At 66.8% G+C, this 19,399-nt stretch carries 7 protein-coding genes; 4 read left to right on the top strand and 3 right to left on the bottom strand.

Annotated elements, in window-relative coordinates; genetic code table 11:
- Positions 1-39 precede the first annotated feature (39 nt).
- Together FDY95_RS07495 and FDY95_RS07490 are read left to right on the top strand one after the other, a co-directional pair.
- Positions 40-1,587, top strand: coding sequence for a hypothetical protein (locus FDY95_RS07495; RefSeq protein WP_138076290.1), 1,548 nt, complete (start codon positions 40-42; stop codon positions 1,585-1,587).
- A 44-nt stretch (positions 1,588-1,631) separates the two neighbouring features.
- Positions 1,632-3,227, top strand: coding sequence for an N-acetylmuramoyl-L-alanine amidase (locus tag FDY95_RS07490; RefSeq protein WP_138076288.1), 1,596 nt, complete (start codon positions 1,632-1,634; stop codon positions 3,225-3,227).
- A gap of 159 nt (positions 3,228-3,386) precedes the next feature.
- Here the strand turns inward: FDY95_RS07490 and tamL are convergent, their stop codons facing one another.
- Positions 3,387-5,765: a translocation and assembly module lipoprotein TamL gene (tamL, locus tag FDY95_RS07485; protein ID WP_138076286.1), complete on the bottom strand. Its 2,379-nt coding sequence runs from the start codon at positions 5,763-5,765 to the stop codon at positions 3,387-3,389.
- 35 nt (positions 5,766-5,800) lie between these two features.
- Positions 5,801-11,050 (bottom strand): translocation/assembly module TamB domain-containing protein, encoded by a 5,250-nt coding sequence (locus FDY95_RS07480; RefSeq protein ID WP_138076284.1) that lies wholly within the window; start codon positions 11,048-11,050, stop codon positions 5,801-5,803.
- 368 nt (positions 11,051-11,418) lie between these two features.
- Between FDY95_RS07480 and FDY95_RS07475 the strand changes: the two genes are divergently transcribed.
- Positions 11,419-14,169, top strand: a complete 2,751-nt coding sequence (locus tag FDY95_RS07475) for a 4-alpha-glucanotransferase (RefSeq protein WP_138076282.1) — start codon at positions 11,419-11,421, stop codon at positions 14,167-14,169.
- Positions 14,170-14,324: 155 nt separating this feature from the next.
- On the opposite strand, the gene FDY95_RS07470 is transcribed toward FDY95_RS07475, so the two are convergent.
- Positions 14,325-18,083: a T9SS type A sorting domain-containing protein gene (locus FDY95_RS07470; RefSeq protein WP_138076280.1), complete on the bottom strand. Its 3,759-nt coding sequence runs from the start codon at positions 18,081-18,083 to the stop codon at positions 14,325-14,327.
- 129 nt (positions 18,084-18,212) lie between these two features.
- Between FDY95_RS07470 and FDY95_RS07465 the strand changes: the two genes are divergently transcribed.
- Entirely contained in the window at positions 18,213-19,175 is a 963-nt protein-coding gene (locus tag FDY95_RS07465) for an NAD(P)/FAD-dependent oxidoreductase (protein ID WP_138076278.1), read from the top strand.
- The last annotated feature ends 224 nt before the right edge of the window (positions 19,176-19,399 follow it).

Raw genomic sequence — 19,399 nt, 5'->3', positions numbered from 1 at the left:
TCAGCGGTCCAGGTCTACCCACTCCGTTTTCCCGCTGCTATGCGTTGCTGTTACGTCCTTCTTGCCGGGCTCTGCCTCACCACCTTGCCCGCCCTGGCCCAGCAAACGCCCGGCTGGCAAATGGGCCTGCGCCTGGGCCATACCACCACGTCCTGGCAGCAGCGGAACGCCACCGAGCTACCCGGCGTCGGCTACCAGGGGCCGCGCACCGGCCGCCTGGTGCCCACGCTGCTGGTGCAGCGCACCTTTGCCGGCGGCTGGCTGGCCCGCGCCTCGCTCAACCGCCTGCTGCTTTCGACCGCGGTGGGCTTCCGGGCCCGCCGCGCCGATACCACCTGGCATTACCGCTCGGGCCCGGTGGCCCGCACCACCGTGCTGCGCCTGGAAGGCGGCCGTAGCTGGCCACTGGGAGCCAATGGCCGCACCCGCGTGCTGGGGGCCGCCGGCCTGGGCCTGCTGCTGGCCCGCACGCCCAGTCAGCTGTACAGCGGCCCGGCCGATACGCTGAGCCAGCTGCCGTCGGACCGCCAGGCCTGGGGCGCCACCACCCAATCCCTGGCCCGCCTGCACAAGGTGAATGGGCTGCTGAGTCTGCGCCTGGGGCTGACGCGGGAGCTGCGCCGCCACAACGTGCTCAGCCTGGAACTGTCCCACCAGTACGGCCTGGGCCCGGTGTACCGCACCACCAACGAGGTCGAGTTTGCCGCGCCGGGCGGCCCGCTACGCCTGGGCGCTACCTACGACACCCGCGCCAGCTTCACCGAAATCAGCCTGGGCTACCACTGGCAGCTGCGGAAAAAAGAGTTGGGCCTAGAGCCCTACGAGTCTCGACGGGCAGCCCGTCAGGCGTGGCAGCCCCTGCCCGCTCGCGGACTGTACCTGAGCACCGGCATGCGTATGGGCGTGGCCCTGGCCCGGCAGGAGCGCGGCGCCTCTGCGCAGCAAAGTACCGCGGCCAACGTGGCCCTGCCCGTGTTTTCGGCCCGCCTAGGCTATCAGTGGGCACCCGGCTGGCTGGCCGAAGCCGGCCCGCAAACGGCCTGGGTGCCGCTGTTTTTCAGCATCGACCCCACGGTGGATGCCCCGGCCACCCGAGGCGCCCGCAACCATTCGCACTTCATGGTGGCGCCACAGCACACCACCGAGCTGTCGGGCTTCCCGGCCAATACGGCCTGGGCGCTGCTGGGTGGCCGCCGCTGGACCCTGCGCCCCGACCGCCTCTACCTCGCGGCCAAAGCCGGCGCGGTGCTGCACCACTACACCGGCCCCGAATCGTTTGGGGACCGGGTGACGCTGATGAACTCCACTCCGACCGACGACTATTCTGAATTCTCGCTGGGCTACCGCATGCCCCGGCGCTGGCGGGTGCTGATGCAGGTGGAGGGCGAAATCGAGGCGCGCATCAGCCGGCGTACCCTGCTGGGGCTGCAGCTGGCCTACGCCGCCCGGCCCGTGGGCCGCCGCGGGGCCGATCAGCTGACGGTGAGCTGGTACCACAACGGCGCGGAGCAGGTACCGGTGCAGGTGTACTCGCGCATGGCCAGCCTGACGGCGGGCGTGCAGCTGCGCCGCGTGCTGCATTTGTAGCCTCCCGGCGCATCCTGGCGCGGCCGGGGCCGTTTCTTTGCAGCATGAATGCTCCCTGGTTCCGCCCGCGCCGGCTCGTCGGCCCGCTGCTGTTGCTCGTCGCCCTGCTCCCTGCGCTGCCCGCCGCGGCCCAGCGCCTACTCGAATCGGCGGAAACGGTGCCGGCCCGCGACCAGTGGCTGCAGCCCGGCGACCGGCTGCAGCTGCGCGTGAAAGCCCAACCCGGTGCCCGGGTGAGCGTGCTGCAAACCCTGACGCCCGGCCTGCCCGGCCCCGATGGCAAGCCGACCAAAGTGCTGCGCGAGGTGCCGCTGACCGAGCTGTCCGCCCCCGACGGCAAGCGCGGCAGCGGCATCTACCAGCTCAGCTACGTGGTGCAGGCCGCCGATACCACGCTGGGCACCGTCGCCGGCCGGCCGCTGCTGGTGCGCCTGCAGCTGCCCGACGGCCGCCGCGACTCGCTGCTGACTAAGACCACCGTGCGCCTGCTCAACCCGGCCCTGCCGCAGCTGGCCCGCACCAATACCTCGCTGGCTTACCTTAACTACGGCCTGGGCGAGGACCGCCTCGGCGGGGCCAAAATCGGCTACCTCGACTCCTTGGTGCTTCTGCACGTGACGGGCCGCGTGGGCGAGTACCTGCGCGTGCGCCTGGCCGAAAACCAGACCGCCTGGGTGCCCGATGAAACCGTGCGCCTGCTGCCGCCCGGCGGCTTCGCGCCCCAGTCGCTCACCGGCTCGTGGAGCGTGAGCGGCGACGAGCAGTACGACTACGTGCGCGTGCCCCTGCAGGAACGCCTGCCCTACCGCTCGCAACTGCAACTGGAGCCCACGCGGCTGGTCGTCGACGTGTTCGGGGCTACCTCCAATACCAACTGGATAACCCAGCGGGCGGGGCTGCGCGAAATCACCAACGTGTACTACGAGCAGCCCCAGCCCGACGTATTCCGCATCGTCATCGACCTGCGGCACCGCCAGAGCTGGGGCTACGCCATCGGCTACCAGAACAACGTGCTGACCATCCGGGTGCGGCGCCCCCCGGCCCGGCTGGAGCTGAAAGGACTGACCGTGGCCGTAGACGCCGGCCACGGCGGCGACAACCAGGGCGCCGTGGGCAGCGCTGGGGTGATGGAGAAGACGCTCACGCTGAGCATTGCCCAGAAGCTGCGCGCCGAGCTGGAAAAAGCCGGCGCCACCGTGCTCATGACCCGCGAAGCCGACGTGAGCGTGGGCAACGAGCTGCGCATCCGCCGCCTGCGCAAGCTGATGCCCCAGCTGCTGGTGAGCGTGCACGTCAACAGCACCGGCTCGGCCGAGGCCAAGGGCACGGCCGCGTTTTACCGCTACGTGGCGTTCCGGCCGCTGTCGGCCGCCATCTACGAGCAGATGCAGCAGACCGGCCTGGCGCCCTGGGGCAACGTGGGCTCGTTCAACTTCGGCCTGAACGGCCCCACTGAATACCCCAACGCCCTGGTCGAAACCGCGTTCATCTCCAACCCTGACGACGAAAAGCGCCTGCTCGACCCGGCCTTTCAGCAGCAGATAGCCGAGCGCATCACCGTCGGCCTCGAAAACTTCCTGAAAGCCACCCGCGCCAAGCGCTTCCTCGGCCACAGTAAGACGGAGGCGGAGGAACAGTGAAATGGCGAGATGGTGAACTGGCGAGTTGACGTGCTGGCGGCACCTGATCAAATCAAGAAAGCCAAACGGCCCCGGCAGCAGATGTTGCCGGGGCCGTTTGCGCATTCAGGGCAGCCAGAACGTTAAACTCACCAGTTCACCATCTCGCCATTTCACCACTTAGAAGGGGTAGCCGATGGCCAGGTTCAGGCGGCCGTCGACAAAGCTGCCGACGCGCGGGATGGTGTCTTCTTCGCCCGGAGGAATGTTGGTGGTGGAGTAGGGCACGCGCATGGGCACGGCGTAATCGAGGCGGATGACGAGAAACTGCACGTCGACGCGGATGCCGGCGCCGGCGCCCACGGCCAGCTCCTTGAAGAAGGAATTCAGCTGGAACTGCCCGTTTTTGCCGTCGGGGTTGCCGCTGCTGTCGAAGGTGGTGCGGCTCGGGTCTGGGTTGGCCAGCCAGATGTTGCCCGCATCCACGAACAAAGCGCCCTTCACGTAGGGAAACAGGTCCTGCCGGTACTCGGCGTTGACCTCGAAGCGGATGTCGCCCACCTGGTCGTAGAAGCGGTTGTTGATCTGGTTGGCGCCCGTGGGGCGGTAGGTGCCCGGCCCCACGTAGCGCGCCCCGAAGGCCCGCACGCTGTTGGGCCCGCCGATGCCGTACTGCTTCAGGTAGGGCAGCACGCGCGAGTTGCCGTAGGGCGTGCCCAGGCCCAGCAGCACGCGGGTGGCTATTTTGTTGCCGCTGGTCGGGTTTTGGGTGATGCGGTAGTAGTTGCGAAACTCCAGGTCGACTTTGGAATACTGCGAAAACGCCTGCCCGAAAATTTCCTTCTGGGTGCGGCCGTCGGCGGTGGTGCTGCTTTGGCGGCTCACGGCGCTGGCCAGGTTGCCGGCCAGCTCCAGCCCGCCGCTGAAGTACACCTGCTCGCGCCGCTTCTCATACACCTGCGTGTTGTAGGTGTAGCGGTACGACGAAGCGGGGATGAACTGCTGGTCGAAGCTCAGGCGCAAGAAGGGTCGCTGCACCAGCAGGTCCCGGAACGCCTGCTCGGTGTTGGCCAGGCGGATGTACTGCAAATCGACGGGCCGGAACTCGTGCTCGTTGGTAATCTTGGTTTTCCAGCTGTAGCCGTAATTCAGGTTGAAGAAGTCTTCCTGAAAAAACTGCCGCCGCTCCACGTAGCGGTAACCGGCCCCGAAGGTGGTGCGCGGCTGAAAGTCCGACTCGCGCAGCCGGATGTCGAAGGGGGCGATGAACCGCGGCACCAGCAGCTGCCCGTTCACGCCCGCCTCCACCGACGAGAGGCCGAGCACCGGCGCGTCGGGCGTGGCTTTGGGCGGGGCCGAGCGCGTCTCGAAGGTGCCCACGAAGTTCAGAATCAGCTGTTCGGCGCCGCGCAGGGCCGAGCGGTTGCGAAACTGCGCCGTGAAGCCCGGGCCGGTGAAGCCGTTGGTTTTCTGCACCAGCTGCACTTCGGCCCGGATGGACTTGCGCTTGAGCTGCGTCATGCGCACCTGCGCGTTCAGGAAGCCGTAGCCGGCCGAGTCGGGCTTCTGCCGGGCCGGCCGAAACTGAATGTCGACGAACTTGAACGTGCCCAGGCTCATCAGGCGGCTCAGCGTCTGGTCCTGGCGGTGGCGGCGGTACAGCGAGTCGGGGTGCAGGAAGGTGGCCCGGGTAATGGCCTTAGCCTTGAACACCTCCTCATCGGGCACGTAGCGAAACTTCTGGTAGATGATGGGCTTGATGCTCTCGGTGGTATCGGTCAGGCCGAAGCGCGTGTTCAGGGTCACGCGGTTGAGCACGTAGGGCTTGGCGGCCCGCTTCGGAATGCTGCCCTTCACCCGCAGGTACACGTCCACCGTGTTGTGCTCGGTGCTGTCGACTTCGTAGATGAGGTAATCGGGCGCGAAGTAGTAATACCCGGTCTGCTTCAGCTCGTTGTCGATGCGCGTGCGCTCGTCGATGAGGCGGTTGAGGTTGTACGGGTCGCCCACCTTCAGCAGGGAGCCGGCCTGGGTCTTGCGGATGTCGCGGTCGATGAGCGTGTCGCGGTCCGGAAAGTGGATTTCCTTGATGGTGTAGGCCTTCTGCACCCGCGCCGTGTAGTCGACGGTGGCGGTGCGCCCCTTGGCCGTCACCTTGCTCTGCACCACGGGGTTGGCGAAGAACCCGTTGTTGTAGAGGCGGTTGAGCATCAGGTTTTTCACCTTCTGGGTGTCCACCTGGCTGAGCAGCACCGGGGCTTCGCCGTACTTGTCGGCCAGCCACTTGCCCAGGCCCTTGGTTTTGCCCGCGCCCATGTGCCAGAAGTACAGCTTGGGCCGCAGCCCCAGGATGGAGGCGTTGGGCTTGGGCGTAATCATCGATTCCAGCTCCGTATTCAGGGCGGCTTCGTTGGCAATGGGGTAGGGCGAGGTCACCTTCACCGCCGAGCCGGTGTAAAGCTTGTCGTTGTCGGGAATAAAGCGCGTGCCGCTGCAGCCGGCCAGCAGCAGCAGGCCCGCCAGCGCAGCGGCGCGCAGCACCGGGTGAGTCGTCCGCATCGGCGTCGTCGGGGTAGGTTCTGACATCTGCGGTCCTAGTTCAGGGCGTTGTTTTTAAGCGTATCCTGGGCGGCGGCCTTTTCGGCTTTGCGCTCCTTGCGGTCCGTTTTCACCGCCTGCTTTATCTCCGGCGCCACTTTCTGGAACAGCTCCTGCAGGGAGTTGTAGTCGCGCTGGAAGATGAGCGAGGTGCCGGTGCGGATGAATTGGCCATCGATGTCCTCGTAGGCGTTGTTGCGGAAGGCGCGCAGGCGCAGGCGGCCGTCGGGCAGGATGTTGTACTCGATGCTCACGTCGCCGGCAAACTGGCTGGCGGCGGCGGTGCCCGAAGTGGCCTGGGTGCCGTTGCTGCCCCCGCCCAGCGGCACGTCGGTGCCGAGGCGGACCGAGAGCCGGTCGTTGAAGAGCTGCCGGCGCATGGCCACGTTCAGGTCGGTGCGGTTTTGCTGGGCGCCGGTGCCCGTCACGGCCGTGTACGAGTCCACGCCCAGCTCCAGGCCCAGGCCGGCCAGGTACTCGCCGGTCAGGTTGTTGAGCTGGTCCGTCAGCACCTGGCTGGCCGAGCCGCGCAGCTGGTTGCCCACGAAGGTGCCCGGGCCGGCGGTGCTCTGGAAGGGGTTTTCGGCGATGAAGCGGTTCAGGGCCAGCAGGGAGAAGACCTGCTTGTTCAGCTCGTTCACGTTGCTGGGCTGGCGCAGCTGCTCCAGCTTGGCGCGCACCGGCTCGGCCACCGGGCTGGTCGTGCCCTCCGGCACCCGAATGTCGAAGCCGATGGTGGGCTTGAGCAGCTGGTCGGTCACGTTCAGGTACACCTCGAAGGGCAGGCGGTTGCGCGAGAGGTTGCTCAGCTCCGAGCCCGCGTCGAGCTGGTTGGCAATGAGGTCGGCGGCCACGGCCCGCACCTTGTAAATGGCCGTCACGTTGAGCTGGGCGTTGTACGGGTCGCCGCTCCAGGTGATGAAGGAGCCCGGGGCAATGTCGAATTTGCGCTCCGCCAGGTCGTAGAGGCTCAGCACGTACTGGCCCTGGGTCACGTCGAGGCGGCCGGTGAGCGTCTGGGCGCCCCGCTCGTCGAGGGTGGCGTTCAGGGTGCCGTCGGCCCGCACTTTCAGGTTGTCGCCGGCCGCCTCGTCGATGACGATGGTGAAGGGCGTGTTGTCGTTGACGGTGATGTTGGCGCGCACGTCGTAGCCGGTGGCCACGGCCGCGCTGTCGATGTCGTCGGCCATAGCTGTCAGCAGCGAATCGGCGTTGGGCTTGGGCGCGTCCTTGTCCACGAACACCACGATGCCCTCCCGCTCCACGGCCACGGCCTCGTCGGTGGGTACCACCACGGTCAGGTTCGAGCCTTCAGCCACGGTGGCGCGGGTGCGCACGTTGGGCCGCTGCAGGTTGCCGCGCACCTGGCTGTCCGAATCCACGAACAGCGTGCCGTAGTAGAGCGGGTTGTCGCGGCGGGTACTCTGCACGGCCAGGAAGTGGTCGGTGGTGGCGGTGAGCTGCAGGCGGTACTGGCCCACCTGCGCCAGGTTGCGCGCCGGCTCGATGTAGCCGTCCACGATGGCGCGGCTGCCCAGGGAGTCGATGATGGCAAACTGGTCGAAGTGCAGGCCGCGGTCATTGAGCACCAGCTCCTGGTCGGAGAGGCGGAACGGGGCGCCCAGCTGCGAGAGGGTGAAGCCCCCGTCGCGGAAGCGGGCGGCCCCGCGCAGCTGCGGCGCGGCGGTGGTGCCCGTCACGGTGAAGCGCCCGGTCAGCGCGCCGGTAGCTTCGCGGATCTGCCCGGCCGAGAAGGGCTCAATGGCTTTCAGGTTGAACTGCGCGATGTTGGCCACCACGTTAATGGAGCCGTTGGTATTGTAAAAACCGCTCAGCCGCACGTCGGTGCCGTCGTTCTTGGTCAGGTTGGCGGTCAGGTCGTAGCGGTCGGCGGTGTTGTTCACGACCTGGGCGCGCAGGTCGCCGAGCACGTACTTATTGTAGGCAAAGCCGCCCAGCGTGAGGTCGGCCGTGAAGGCCTGCCCGGTGCGGCCCAGGTTGTAGGCCACGGCCTGCCCGTTGAGGGTGCCGCCCACCAGGGAGTCCTGCAGGCCGGCGGCGCGGCCCAGGCCGTTCAGGTCGAGGTTGCCGAGCTGTACCTGCAGCGGGTTACGCGGGCCCGCCAGCGTCTGCAGGGCCAGAAACCGGTCGGCGGCGCCCTGGCTGCGCGAGATGCGCACGTTCTGGGCGTCGATGTTGCCGGTCGACAAGGTGTAGCGCACCACCCCGCCGGGGGCGGCGGTCCACTGCTTGTTGTCGAGCACGATGTCGGGCGCGAAGCTGAACTGGTAGGTCTGCGCCCCGTTGAGCACCTGCAGGGTGCCGCCCAGACTCAGCCGCTGCACCGAGTCCGACTCGGCAATGCGCAGGCGCGTCCCGATCTGGTTGTTGGCAATGCTGCCGGTCAGGCTCGGATTCGGAATCTTCAGGGTCGTGTCCTGGTACACCTGGTCGATCAGCAGGCCGTAGTCCAGCTTCTGCGGGTCGGAGGTCACGCGCAGCTTCATCGAGTCGACGGTGGTGCCGGAGTAGCGCAGGCGGGCAATGTCGGTGCGCACCGTCAGGTTGGCGGCGCGGCTGTCGTAGCTGCCGGCCAGCTTGAAGGGCGAAATCCGGGTGAGCCCCGGCACGAAGCGCGGCAGCAGCAGCGCCCCGGTTTTGGGCACGTTCACGTCGAAGGTAAACTGCCGCGCCACCGCCGAGGGCCGGTACTGCACGTCCGGCAGGTCGAAGTACCGGTCGATGTGGCGCTGCAGCTCGGTGGCAATGTCGCCGAGGCGGGTGTTGCCGCGCAGCGTGGCCTGCAGAATGCGCGAGGTAAAGTCCACCTCGGTGCGGCCCGGCTGCTGCAGGATGCGGGCGTCGAGCGAGTCGAGCGGAATGCTTTGCCCGTTGAGGTTGATGACCACGTTGTCGCCCTTCACCGTGCCGTTGAGTGAGTTCAGGTCCGAGCCGCGCAGGTTGGCGTCCAGGTCGCCCTTCAGGCTGAGCTGCCCGCCCGAGTAGAAGCCCAGGGCAGTCAGGTTCAGCCCCTGCAAGGAGCCGCCGAAGGAGTACTGCGGGGCGTTCGGGTTGCTCAGATCAACGACGCCCTTGATGTTGAAGGCCGCGTTCGAGTCGCCGGTGCTGCGGGCCACGATGTCGTAGCGCTGCCCGGTGATGCCCACGTTGGCGTCGATGTTCTGGTAGGTGTAGTTGCCGTAGCGGGCGCGCTGCAACTTGGCCGTCAGCTGCCCGCGCATGGTCTCGGGGTCGAAGCCGACGCCGGTATAGGTGCCCGAGCCCGTCACCGGCCCGATGTCAGGCTGCTTGAGCAGGCGGCCGAGCTGGAAGTTCTGCAGGTTGAAGCGGGCATCAACGGGCTCCTTGCCCGTGGGCCCCGGCCGCAGGTTGGCCGCAATGGTAGCCCCGCCGAAGGAGGTATTGGCCTTCAGGTTCAGCGCGAGGTCGTTGGCCGTGGGCCGCCCCTTGATGGTGCCGCTGAGCGTGGCCCGCTCCGGCAGTTCGATGACGTCCTGCGGAATGGTACCGGCGGGCAAAATGTCGTTCAAGTCGCGGCGGGTGGTGGTCAGCTGCCGGATGTTCAGGTCGGTGTAGAGGCGGCGGTCGGTATTGGGCAGCCCCTGGATGCGGCCCGAGGCCTTCACGATGGTGTTGCGCAGCCCCACGATTTCCACGTTGTTGAGCGCGAAATTGTCGATGCGGCCGTTCACCTGCCCGCTCAGCAGCACCGACTGGTTCGGGCCGCTGGTGAAAGGCTTTTCGGTAATCAGATCGGGCGCCAGGTACAGAATGTCGCGGAAGCCCAGGCGGGTGTTCTGCAGGTTGGCCTCGATGCGCGTGCGCCCCAGGGTGCGGCTGTCGGCCAGCGCGCCCAAGGAGTCGAAGCCGATGGCCAGGGTGCGGCGGATGCGGGTGTGGGGCGTAATCAGGTCGAGGTTGTCGAGGCGGATCTGCACCGAGTCGTACACCACGTCGGCCTGGGCCTTATCCACCCGGAAGCCGCTCTGCTCCCGGCCCCGCAAGAGGTCGATGCGGCCGGTGGTGCGGTTTTCGGTGTAGAGCAGGTCGCGGGTGCGCAGGGCCAGCGAGTCGAACAGCAGGTGGTTGTAGTCCATGGCCGGCAGGCGGGTGCGCTGCCGCTTCTCGTCGAGGTTGTCGAAGGCGAAGCGCACCCCGCTGATGTCGGAGTTGCGCAGGGCCACCCGCCAGCTGGTGGGCGCGCCAGTGGTCTGGGCCACCGCCGAGTCCACTTTCTGCACCGCTTCGGCCGGGTTCACCACGCGCTGCTCCACCGGCACCGTGGAGTTCTGGGCGTAGCTGATATCGGAGTTGCGCAGCACCAGCGAGTTCAGGCTGATGCGCTGCCGGATCAGGTCGATGTTGTCGGCCGTCACCCGCGCCTGCCCGATGCGCGTCCTGATGTACTGCTTGGAGGGGTCGTTGGCATAGTTCAGGGCCACGTTGTCGAGGGTGGCCTGGCCCAGCCCGAAGGTGAGCGTGAGCGGCTCGGCGGGCGTATCCGGCGGCACCTTGGTTTGCCGGATGTTGATGCCGGTGTTCTTCAGGCTGGCCGTTTCCACCCGGTAGATGCTGCGGTCCACGTCCACTTCCTTCATGCGCACCGCTAAGTCGCCCACGCGGCCGCGCACGTTCATGCCGTCCACCTGGTCGTCGTAGGTCAGGTACACGCGGGCCAGGTGGGCCTCGCCGATGTCGTACTTGAAGCCGCCGGTGGAGTCGGCCGGGGTGGCGGTGGTGGTGTCGCCGGTGGCGAAGGCGGCCAGGATGTAGTCGAAGTTGTAAGTCGAGTCGGGCAGCGTGCGCGCGATGTGCACCGTGCCGTCGGTCAGCTCCACGTTGCTCACGTTGATCTGCGACTTGGCCAGGGCCCACAGGTCGATGCCCGCGGCCAGCTTGCCCACCGACAGCAGGGTGTCGCCCTTCTGGTCTTCCAGGTACACGCCTTCCAGGGCTAAGCCGTGGCGCCAGTCGGTGCGGAATTTATTGATGCGGACTTCCGTGCCGATTTTACCCTGCAGGTAGCCGGCCGCTTTCTGGGCGGCCCAGTCCTGCACCGAGGGCACCTGCAGCGCGAAATACAGCCCGACGGCCACGAGGACAATCAGACCGACGAGGCCCAGCAGGCCCCAGAGCAGCCAGCGCAGGGGACCGGGCAGCCGGTGGCGCGGCGCGGGCTGGGGAGCCGGCGCCGCGGGTGGAGTAGTATTCGTAGAGTTTGCCAAGCGAGAGAGAAGGGCTGAGTGCCGTGCGCCCGAAAGCAGAACGGCTACTGAGCCCTTTCGGACGAACAAAAAGGCCAGAATGTTACATCGGCCCTTTTTTTGTGGGCCCCGGCTTGGCAGTTTCGCCCGCCGCCGTTTCGGACGGCGGCGCGGCCCAAAACCCCGTTGGTGACAGCCGTTTTTTGGCGGTGGGCCCGCCGCCGCCGCGGGTCTTATCCGGGCTTGTGGGCGTCCCTAGCCACTTTCCAACCCTACGGCGCGGCGCGGAGTAAACACTTACTCGCCACCGCAAAGCTTCCGCTCAGAAACTGCGGTAGAATCGGCTAAATATCCGACTTTTGCCCTCCGATTTCTTGCATCGTTTTTTTATGCGCCTCCGTTTCCGCATTCCCTATTTCACGACCTGGGGCCAGCGCCTCGAAGTGCGCGGCACCGGCCCCGCCCTCGGCGACTGGCAGCCCGCCCAAGCCCTGCGCCTGACCTACTACCCCGGCACCAACACCTGGGAAGGCGAAACGGAGCTGCCCGCCGACCCAGCGGAGCTGCGCTATAAATACGTGTTGGTGGACGACAACGGCGGCGCCGTGACCTGGGAGGGCGGCCCCGACCGCACCCTCAGCCTCGCCGGCGAAACCTACGCCACGGTGGTCGTCGACGAGTTCTGGCACCAGCCCGAGCTGCCCGAGTACGAGCTGCAGACCAACGCCTTCACCCAGGCCATTTTCCGCCGCCCGGCCGAGTCGCCCTGTCACCAGCCCAAGAAGGCCCGCGCCCGCACCGCCGACGCCACCACGCGCTTCTCGCTCACGGCCCCGCGCATCGCGCCCGGGCAGTGCCTGTGCGTGCTCGGCTCCGACGAAGCCCTCGGCGCCTGGGACAACCGGAAGCCGCTGGTCCTCTCCGATGCCACCTTCCCGACCTGGTCGGCCGACGTGGTGCTGGCCGACGCGGAAAAGCCCGTCATCTATAAGTACGGCCTCTACGACCCGGCGAAACAGCAGTGCATCGACCTGGAAGGCGGCCCCGACCGCGTGCTGCCGCCCTTGCAGGGGCGTGACACCCTGCGCTGGCGCCACGACGAGCTGTACCGCTACACCACCGGCCCCTGGCACGGCGCGGGCGTGGCCCTGCCGGTCTTTGCCCTGCGCAGCAAGCAGGGCTTAGGCGTGGGCGAATTCCCCGACCTCAAGCTGCTGGTCGATTGGGCCGTCGAAACCGGCTTGCAACTGGTGCAGGTGCTGCCCATTAACGACACCACCGCCACCCATACCTGGGTCGATTCGTACCCCTACGCGGCCATTTCGGTCTTCGCCCTGCACCCGCAGTACGTCAACCTCGACAGCATTGCCAAGCTCAAGGACGCCGCGCTGCAGAAGGAGCTGGACGAAACCCGGGAGCTGCTCAACACGCGCGAGTTCGTGGACTACCAGCCGGTGACGGAGGCCAAGTGGAAGTTTCTGCGCGCCCTCTACAAGCAGGAGAAGAAAGCCTTCCTGGCCGACCAGGACTACCAGCAGTTCTACCAGGAGCAGAAAGCCTGGCTGGCGCCCTACGCCGTGTTCAGCGGCCTGCGCGACCGGTTCCGCACCGTCGACTTTCGCCAATGGCCCCAGGAGTTCCAGCAGCCCGGCGCCTGGCTCGAGGCCCTGCTCGACCCCAAGCACAAGGAGTTCGACGAATTCGGCCTGCACCTCTTCATCCAGTATCACCTCGACAAGCAGCTGCGCGAGGCCGTGGAATACGCCCGGCAGCGCGGCGTGGTGCTCAAGGGAGACCTGCCCATCGGCATCTACCGCCACTCCGTGGAGGCCTGGACCCAGCCCGAGCTCTACCACCTCGACCAGCAGGCCGGTGCCCCGCCGGATGACTTCTCCGTCACGGGCCAAAACTGGCGCTTCCCCACCTACAACTGGGAGAAAATGGCCGAGGACGGCTACCAGTGGTGGCAGCAGCGCATGGGCCACCTCAGCCGCTACTTCGATGCCTTGCGCATCGACCACATCCTGGGCTTCTTCCGCATCTGGGAAATCCCCAACCACGCCGTAGAGGGCCTGCTTGGGCACTTCTCGCCCGCCCTGCCCCTGCACCGCGACGAAATCCGCGACCGGCTGGGCTGGTGGGATGCCCAGCGCCTCACGCAGCCTTACATCCGCTGGCACATCCTGGAGGAGCTGTTCGACGCCGACGCCAACGCCGTGCGCGAGGAATTCCTCGACGAAACCGGCCACGGCGCCTTCCGCCTGAAGGAGGCCGTCAGTACTCAGCGCAAGGTGGAAGCTGTGTTCGAAGCGCGCCTGGAGTTTGCCGAAGGTGCCGAGCTGGAGCGGCTCACCCGCCAGCGCCTCGGCCTCTACCGCCTGCTCACCGAAGTACTGTTCGTGGAAGCCGAAGGCTCGAACGGGGAGTTCTGGCACCCGCGCATCACGGTGGACAAGTCGCGCACCTTCCGCGAGCTGGACGACCAGACGCGCCAGCGCATGAACGACCTCTACGTCGACTTCTTCTTCCGCCGCCACGAGAACTTCTGGCGCGAGCAGGGCCTGGTGAAGCTGCCCGCCGTGCGCTACGCCACCGACATGCTCATCTGCGGCGAAGACCTGGGCATGGTGCCCGCCTCGGTGCCCGGCGTAATGCGCCAGCTCGGCATGCTCGGCCTGAACATCCAGCGCATGCCCGCCGCCACCGGCATCGAATTCTCGCACCCCAACGACGCGGCCTACCTCTCCGTGGTGTCCCCGTCGTGCCACGACATGAGCACCGTGCGCGGCTGGTGGGAAGAGGACCACGAGCGGACCCAGCGCTTCTTCGAGCAGCTGCTGGGACACCGTGGTCAGCAGGCGCCCTACTTCGCCGAGCCCTGGGTGGCCCGCGAAATGATGGTGCAGCACCTCTATTCGCCCGCCATGTGGGCCATCTTCCCCCTGCAGGACCTAGTGGCCCTCGACGAGCACCTGCGCCGCCAGAACCCACAGGACGAGCAGATCAACGTGCCCGCCAACCCCGAGCACTTTTGGAAGTACCGCTTCCACATCCCGCTCGAAGACCTGAAGCAGCAAACCGAGTTCAACCAGCAGATCAAGCAGCTGGTCGAGCAAAGTGGCCGCGGCCCGGTGCACTAACCGACGCCGCCCGCAGACCCGCAGAAGCCAAAAGCGCGGCACCCCGAAAGAGGTGCCGCGCTTTTGGCTTCTGCGGATCATACGAATCGTCTGGCTCCCCCTCTCCTTTTCATGTCGTGCATCAAGCGAGGTAGGGGGCCGGGAGGTGAGGCGTCCTACCGCAGCATCACGCGCTGGCTGCTGCTCGCACGCCCGTTGCTCAGGCGCAGCAGGTACACGCCCGCCGCCTGCCCGCGCAGGTCCACCGTCTGGCTGACATCCGCCCCGGCGGGCAGCGCCTGCCGGAGAACCGGCCGGCCCAGCGCATCCAGCACTTCCAGCGTCAGCGCGCCCTGGGCCCCGCGCACGGCCACAGTCAGCAGGCCAGCCGAGGGGTTCGGGTACACGCTGGTCTGCCAGCTGGCCTGGGCCAGGGTCGCGGCCGTCACGCAGATGTTGGTTTCGTCGGCCCCGATGACGGAATACGAGGTGCTGCGCACGTCTCCATCGATATCAGTCGGTACGCTGGTGAGCGGGAGCCCCACGCCGACCAGGCCGCAGTTCTGCCCGGTCAGGTGCAGGTCGGCAGCTGATACGAAGACCGGGGCTACCGATACGCTGCGTTGGTCCCCGTTGGTGCCGGTGCGCAGGGCCGCTATGGCCGACGCCTCGACGCCGTTGATGCTGGCCAGGGCAGCCGACGTGCCTGCCGTCACGTAGTAGTCATTGCTGTTGCTGTTCAGCAGCGTATTGCCCGCCATGCCTACCACCATCAGCGAGTACACCCGGCCGCCGGCGGGAGTGCTGCTAATGTTGTTTACGAGAATGTTGTTGAGTACCGTCACGTTGGTCACGCCGGTGTTCAGCAGCAGAGCCGAGCTTTGCGGGGTGGCCCCGCCGCTCATCGTGCCGCTCAACGCCACCGTGTTGTAGGTGATGCCGTACCCCCCGCCGCTGCTGGCCAGAATGCCGTGCGGGGCGAAGCTGAAGCCGTCGTCGCCGTAGCTGAGCACGTCGCGCACCATGTTGTTGTTCACCAGTACCGCGGCGGCTGCTTCCGACGAAGCCAGGCGGATGCCCACCGCGCCGTAGGAAGTCGAGGTGGTGCTGCCGGTGTGGGTGATGTCGCTGATGAAGTTGCCGCGCACGTAGCCTTCGCGCGAGGTACCGCTCACCTGCACGCCCGTCACGGCCGGGCTGGCCGCCCGCGTCACGCCCGATACGGTGTTGCCGCGCACGTCGAAGTGCTGGCTGCTGAGCACCACCACGCCCGTCGTTCCGATTTTATCGGCCGCCACAGTAGCCCCGATGCTGTTGCCAATCACCTGCACCGAGTCGCAGTTGTTCTGCAGCTGCACGCCCACGTTGGCGCGTTGCACCAAGCAATTGGCCAGCCGCCCCGCCACCACCGCGTCAAACGCCACGCCGTAGCCCGTCGTGCTGCTGCCCGCAATCAGCTCCGAGTTGCTGATGACCACGTTGCGCCCCGAGGCGAAGATGACACCGCTGGCCGAGCCGACGCCGTCGTTGCGCAGCCGCAGCCGCCGGTTCTGCGCCGTACCCCCGTCGATGCCCACGTAGTTGGCGTTGATGATGAGCAGCGGCGTGGTGGCCGTGCCGCGCAGCAGCACCGTGCCCGTACCCGTCGCCGGCTGAATCAGCACCGCCCGCGGCGAAGTCGCCGGCGTGGGCCGGGTGCCGGGGTTGGCGTTGATGGTTATCGGGAACGTCTCCCCCGTGTAGCTGGCGTCGATGAGGCGGAAGGTCAGGTTGCCGTTCAGCTCCGAGCGGTTCAGGTCGGCCACGGCGGCCGTTAGCGTGGGATAATCGGCCGCGGCCGAGGTGCCCACCGTCTTCACCCCGCTGATAAAGCCCAGCACGCGGTACACGTAGGGCCGCGTCGGGGCGCTGCTGATAGCCGCCACCGAAGTACCCGCGAAACCCACGCCGGGGCTGGCGGCCACGTTGGGCGTCGCGGCCAGGTCCTGGGCCACCACGAAGTACTGCACCGAGTCGCCGGCCGCCGGGGCGCTGCGCAGCTTGCTCACGTCGAGCGTGAAGCTGAAGGGCGAGGCCGCGTTGCTGGCTTCGGTCCACTTCCAGCCGTTGCCGGTAGCGTCGTTGGCGGCCGTAAACACGTTGGCGTCGGTGTTCTTTTTATAGTACAGCCGCGGCTTGGTGCCGGCCGCCACGTTCACCCCGCTGGCATCAGTAATAGCCACCCCGCTCAGCGTGCGGCTGGTCAGGCTGCTGGTGTTGCCCAGCGGCGTCAGCACAATGGCCGGGCCGGCCAGGTCCACGCGCTGGAAGGTGCCCTCGTCGGCCCCGATGTCCGGCGTAGTCACGTTGCGCGCGTCCCCGTCGATATCCGTGCCTACGCCAGTGCCGCCCACCAGGCTCTGCCCGCCGCTTTCCACCTGCGTGGGCGTCGTCGGGCTGATGTGTAGGTTGGTGCTGCTCACGAAGGGCGGGTTTTCCGTCACCGAGGCCTGCTCGGCCGGCGAAGCCAGCTGCTTGAAGTCGGCCAGCGTGGTAGCCAGGGCCGGGGCCGTGGTATTGGCCCCGTAGAAAATCGGGTGCTCGGCCGAGGGCGGGCCCGCGTAATACAGGTTATTGCCCGAGCCCGCCGACAGCGTCGTCAGCGTATTCGTCGCCTTGAAAAACGCTGCCCCAATGCCGCCCGCGCCCGGCGTCAACCCGGTCACGCGGTTCACGAAGATGTTGTTAGCCACGTAGCCCGGCGTGCTGGCCCCCGACATAAAGAAGGCCCCGCTCTTGTTGCTGGCCACCGTAGCGGCGTACTCCACCAGCACGGTGTTGTGAAACACGTTGTTGTTGGTGCCGCCGCGCAGGCTCAGGGCCCGCACCGCCGTACCCGCCGTGCTGGCCGGGGCCGCCACGTTCTGCACGAAGTTGTTCACCACGTTGTTGGTCGTGCCGCCCGTCACGTCGATGCCCACCGCAAACGCCGTCGAGCCGCCCGCCCGCACTCCGTCGAGCCGGTTGCGGAAGATATTCGAGGTCGTACCACCGTCGATGTAAATGGCCTCCACGATGCCCGTGCCGGTGGCGTTGCTCACCACGTTGCGCAGGGTGTTGTCGGTCAGGTCGGCCGAGTTGCTGGTGCCCGTCGAGTACAATCCGTACACGCTGCCCGGCCCCTGCACGTCCGTCAGCTCCAGCCCAAACACCTTCACCCGCGTCTGCGACTTCAGGTACACCGCGTACACGATGGTCGTCACGGGCGGTCCGCCCGCAGCCGGCACCCCGATCTGCGATACCAGGCTGCGCCCACCCGGCAGCGTCCCGATTTCGTTGTCCGTGTCGTAGGTGGCCGTCGTGCCCGCCAGGTAGTAGGCGCTGGTGCAGTTGCTCACCGCATCGTTGTAGAAGCGGTTGGCGCTGTTGTTCCCGTCCAGCACGTACACGCCGTAGGATTTGTTGGCGTTGCTGCGGCTCAGCTCGATGCTGCAGCCCTGCACCGTGTTGTTCGTGGCACCGTTCTTCAGCCACAGGCCGTACTCCGTCATTTCCGCCGCTGTGGCGTTGGCCGGGTTTTCCCGCAGGGTCAGGCTGTCGAGGCGCACGTAATCGGCCCCGTCCAGCGTCAGCACCGCGTCGGTTGCGCCCGCGCCCACCAGCTGCAGCACCGGGTTGGTTCCCCGCCCGCTCTTGCTGAATCGAATCGGATTAGCTGTCGTCCCGGTTGCCGTGATGGCCGGAATGGTTTCGGTAAACGTCGCGCCGGCTTTCACCTGAAACGTTACCCCGCCCGCTCCGACCCCGCCAGCGTTGAGGGCTTGCACCGCCGCCGTAAACGTGAGGTAGTTATTGGTGCCCGTACCAGCCGGGTCAATTGTCTTGGTACCTGAAAGTTGGGCCATAGCCCCGGTACTGAGGCCGCAGGCCGCCAGCAAAAGTAATAGGTGTCGCATAGGCAAGTGGGGAAAGGTTGATGGCCCAAGTACCAGAAAATCCGGAACTACTTCAATCTTCTTTAGCTCTTAAGCACAACCTTACCCCTGCGGCCACGGTATTTCCGAGCTAACACGGTCCCGTCAGCAATGCCCATATCCACACGTCGCCCCTTCCGGCGCCCCCGCCACGTCCCCGCCACCGACTACGAAGTGGTCATCGTCGGGGCCGGGGCCGCCGGCCTGAGTGCCGCCCTGCTCCTGGGCCGTTGCCGCCGCCGCGTCCTGCTCTGCGACGGAGGCCGGCCCCGCAACCACTTCTCCCCCGCCGTCCACGGTTTCCTCTCCCGCGACGGCATTAAGCCGCACGAACTGCTCCGTATCGGCCACGAGCAACTCGCAAGTTACCCCACCGTTGAGCGGCGCGAGAACTGCGTTTCCCAAGCTTCGAAAGACCCCGAAACCGGCATCTTCCACCTCACCCTGGATTCCGGCCGCGCAGTCACTACCCGCAAAATTATCCTCGCCACCGGCGTCACCGATATCCTGCCCCCGATCGACGGCATGCACGAGCTCTGGGGCCGTGGCGTGCTGCACTGCCCCTACTGCCATGGCTTCGAAGTCTGCGACCAGCCCGTCGCTGTCTACGGCACCAATAAATCCGTAGCCGGCTTTGCCCTCCTCATCAGCCGCTGGTCCAAGGACGTAGCCGTCTGTACCGATGGTTGGACCGGCCTGTCCGAGCACGCTCGTCACCGCCTCAAGCGCCATCATATCATCCTCCACGAGCAGCCCATTAGCCAATTAATCGGCCGTCGCAACCGCCAACTCCACCGCATAAATTTCCAAGACGGCACTAGCCTCGCCCGTCATGCCCTCTTTATTCACCCCGAACAGCAGCACCGCAGCCCTTTGGCTGAACAGCTAGGTTGCCGCCTGCTCCAGCGCAGCGGTGCCGTGTGGGTCGACAAACGCATCCAGACGTCCGTCTCTGGGGTCTATGCCGCCGGCGACATTACTCCCGCGGCCCAACAAGCCCTTATCGCCGCCGCCGAAGGCGCGCAGGCAGCCATCAGTTGCAACGAGCAGCTCACGCGCGAAGAATGCACTTAGCGCGGCTAGCAGCAAGAGCTTGGACCGGCATTCTGAGAGCAGGTTTTGACAGAAACGCTTCATGCAGTTGCAAACCGGCAACGCTCCGCAGTCCTATAAGCAGCGGCGCATGCAGCAACGGGCAGGAAAAGCGGTAATCGGCGCCAAACGTGCTCGGCGCGTGGGGGCAGGCCGGGGGGCGGCGGGGGCCCATAAACGGGCACAGCCCCCGCGGCCGAAGAGGC

This window comes from Hymenobacter jeollabukensis (genome assembly GCF_005771675.1).
In the GTDB taxonomy this organism is placed as follows: Bacteria; Bacteroidota; Bacteroidia; order Cytophagales; family Hymenobacteraceae; genus Solirubrum; species Solirubrum jeollabukense.
The sequence above is the reverse complement of the archived record's forward strand: the minus strand, read 5'-3'. Positions and strand labels throughout refer to the sequence as shown.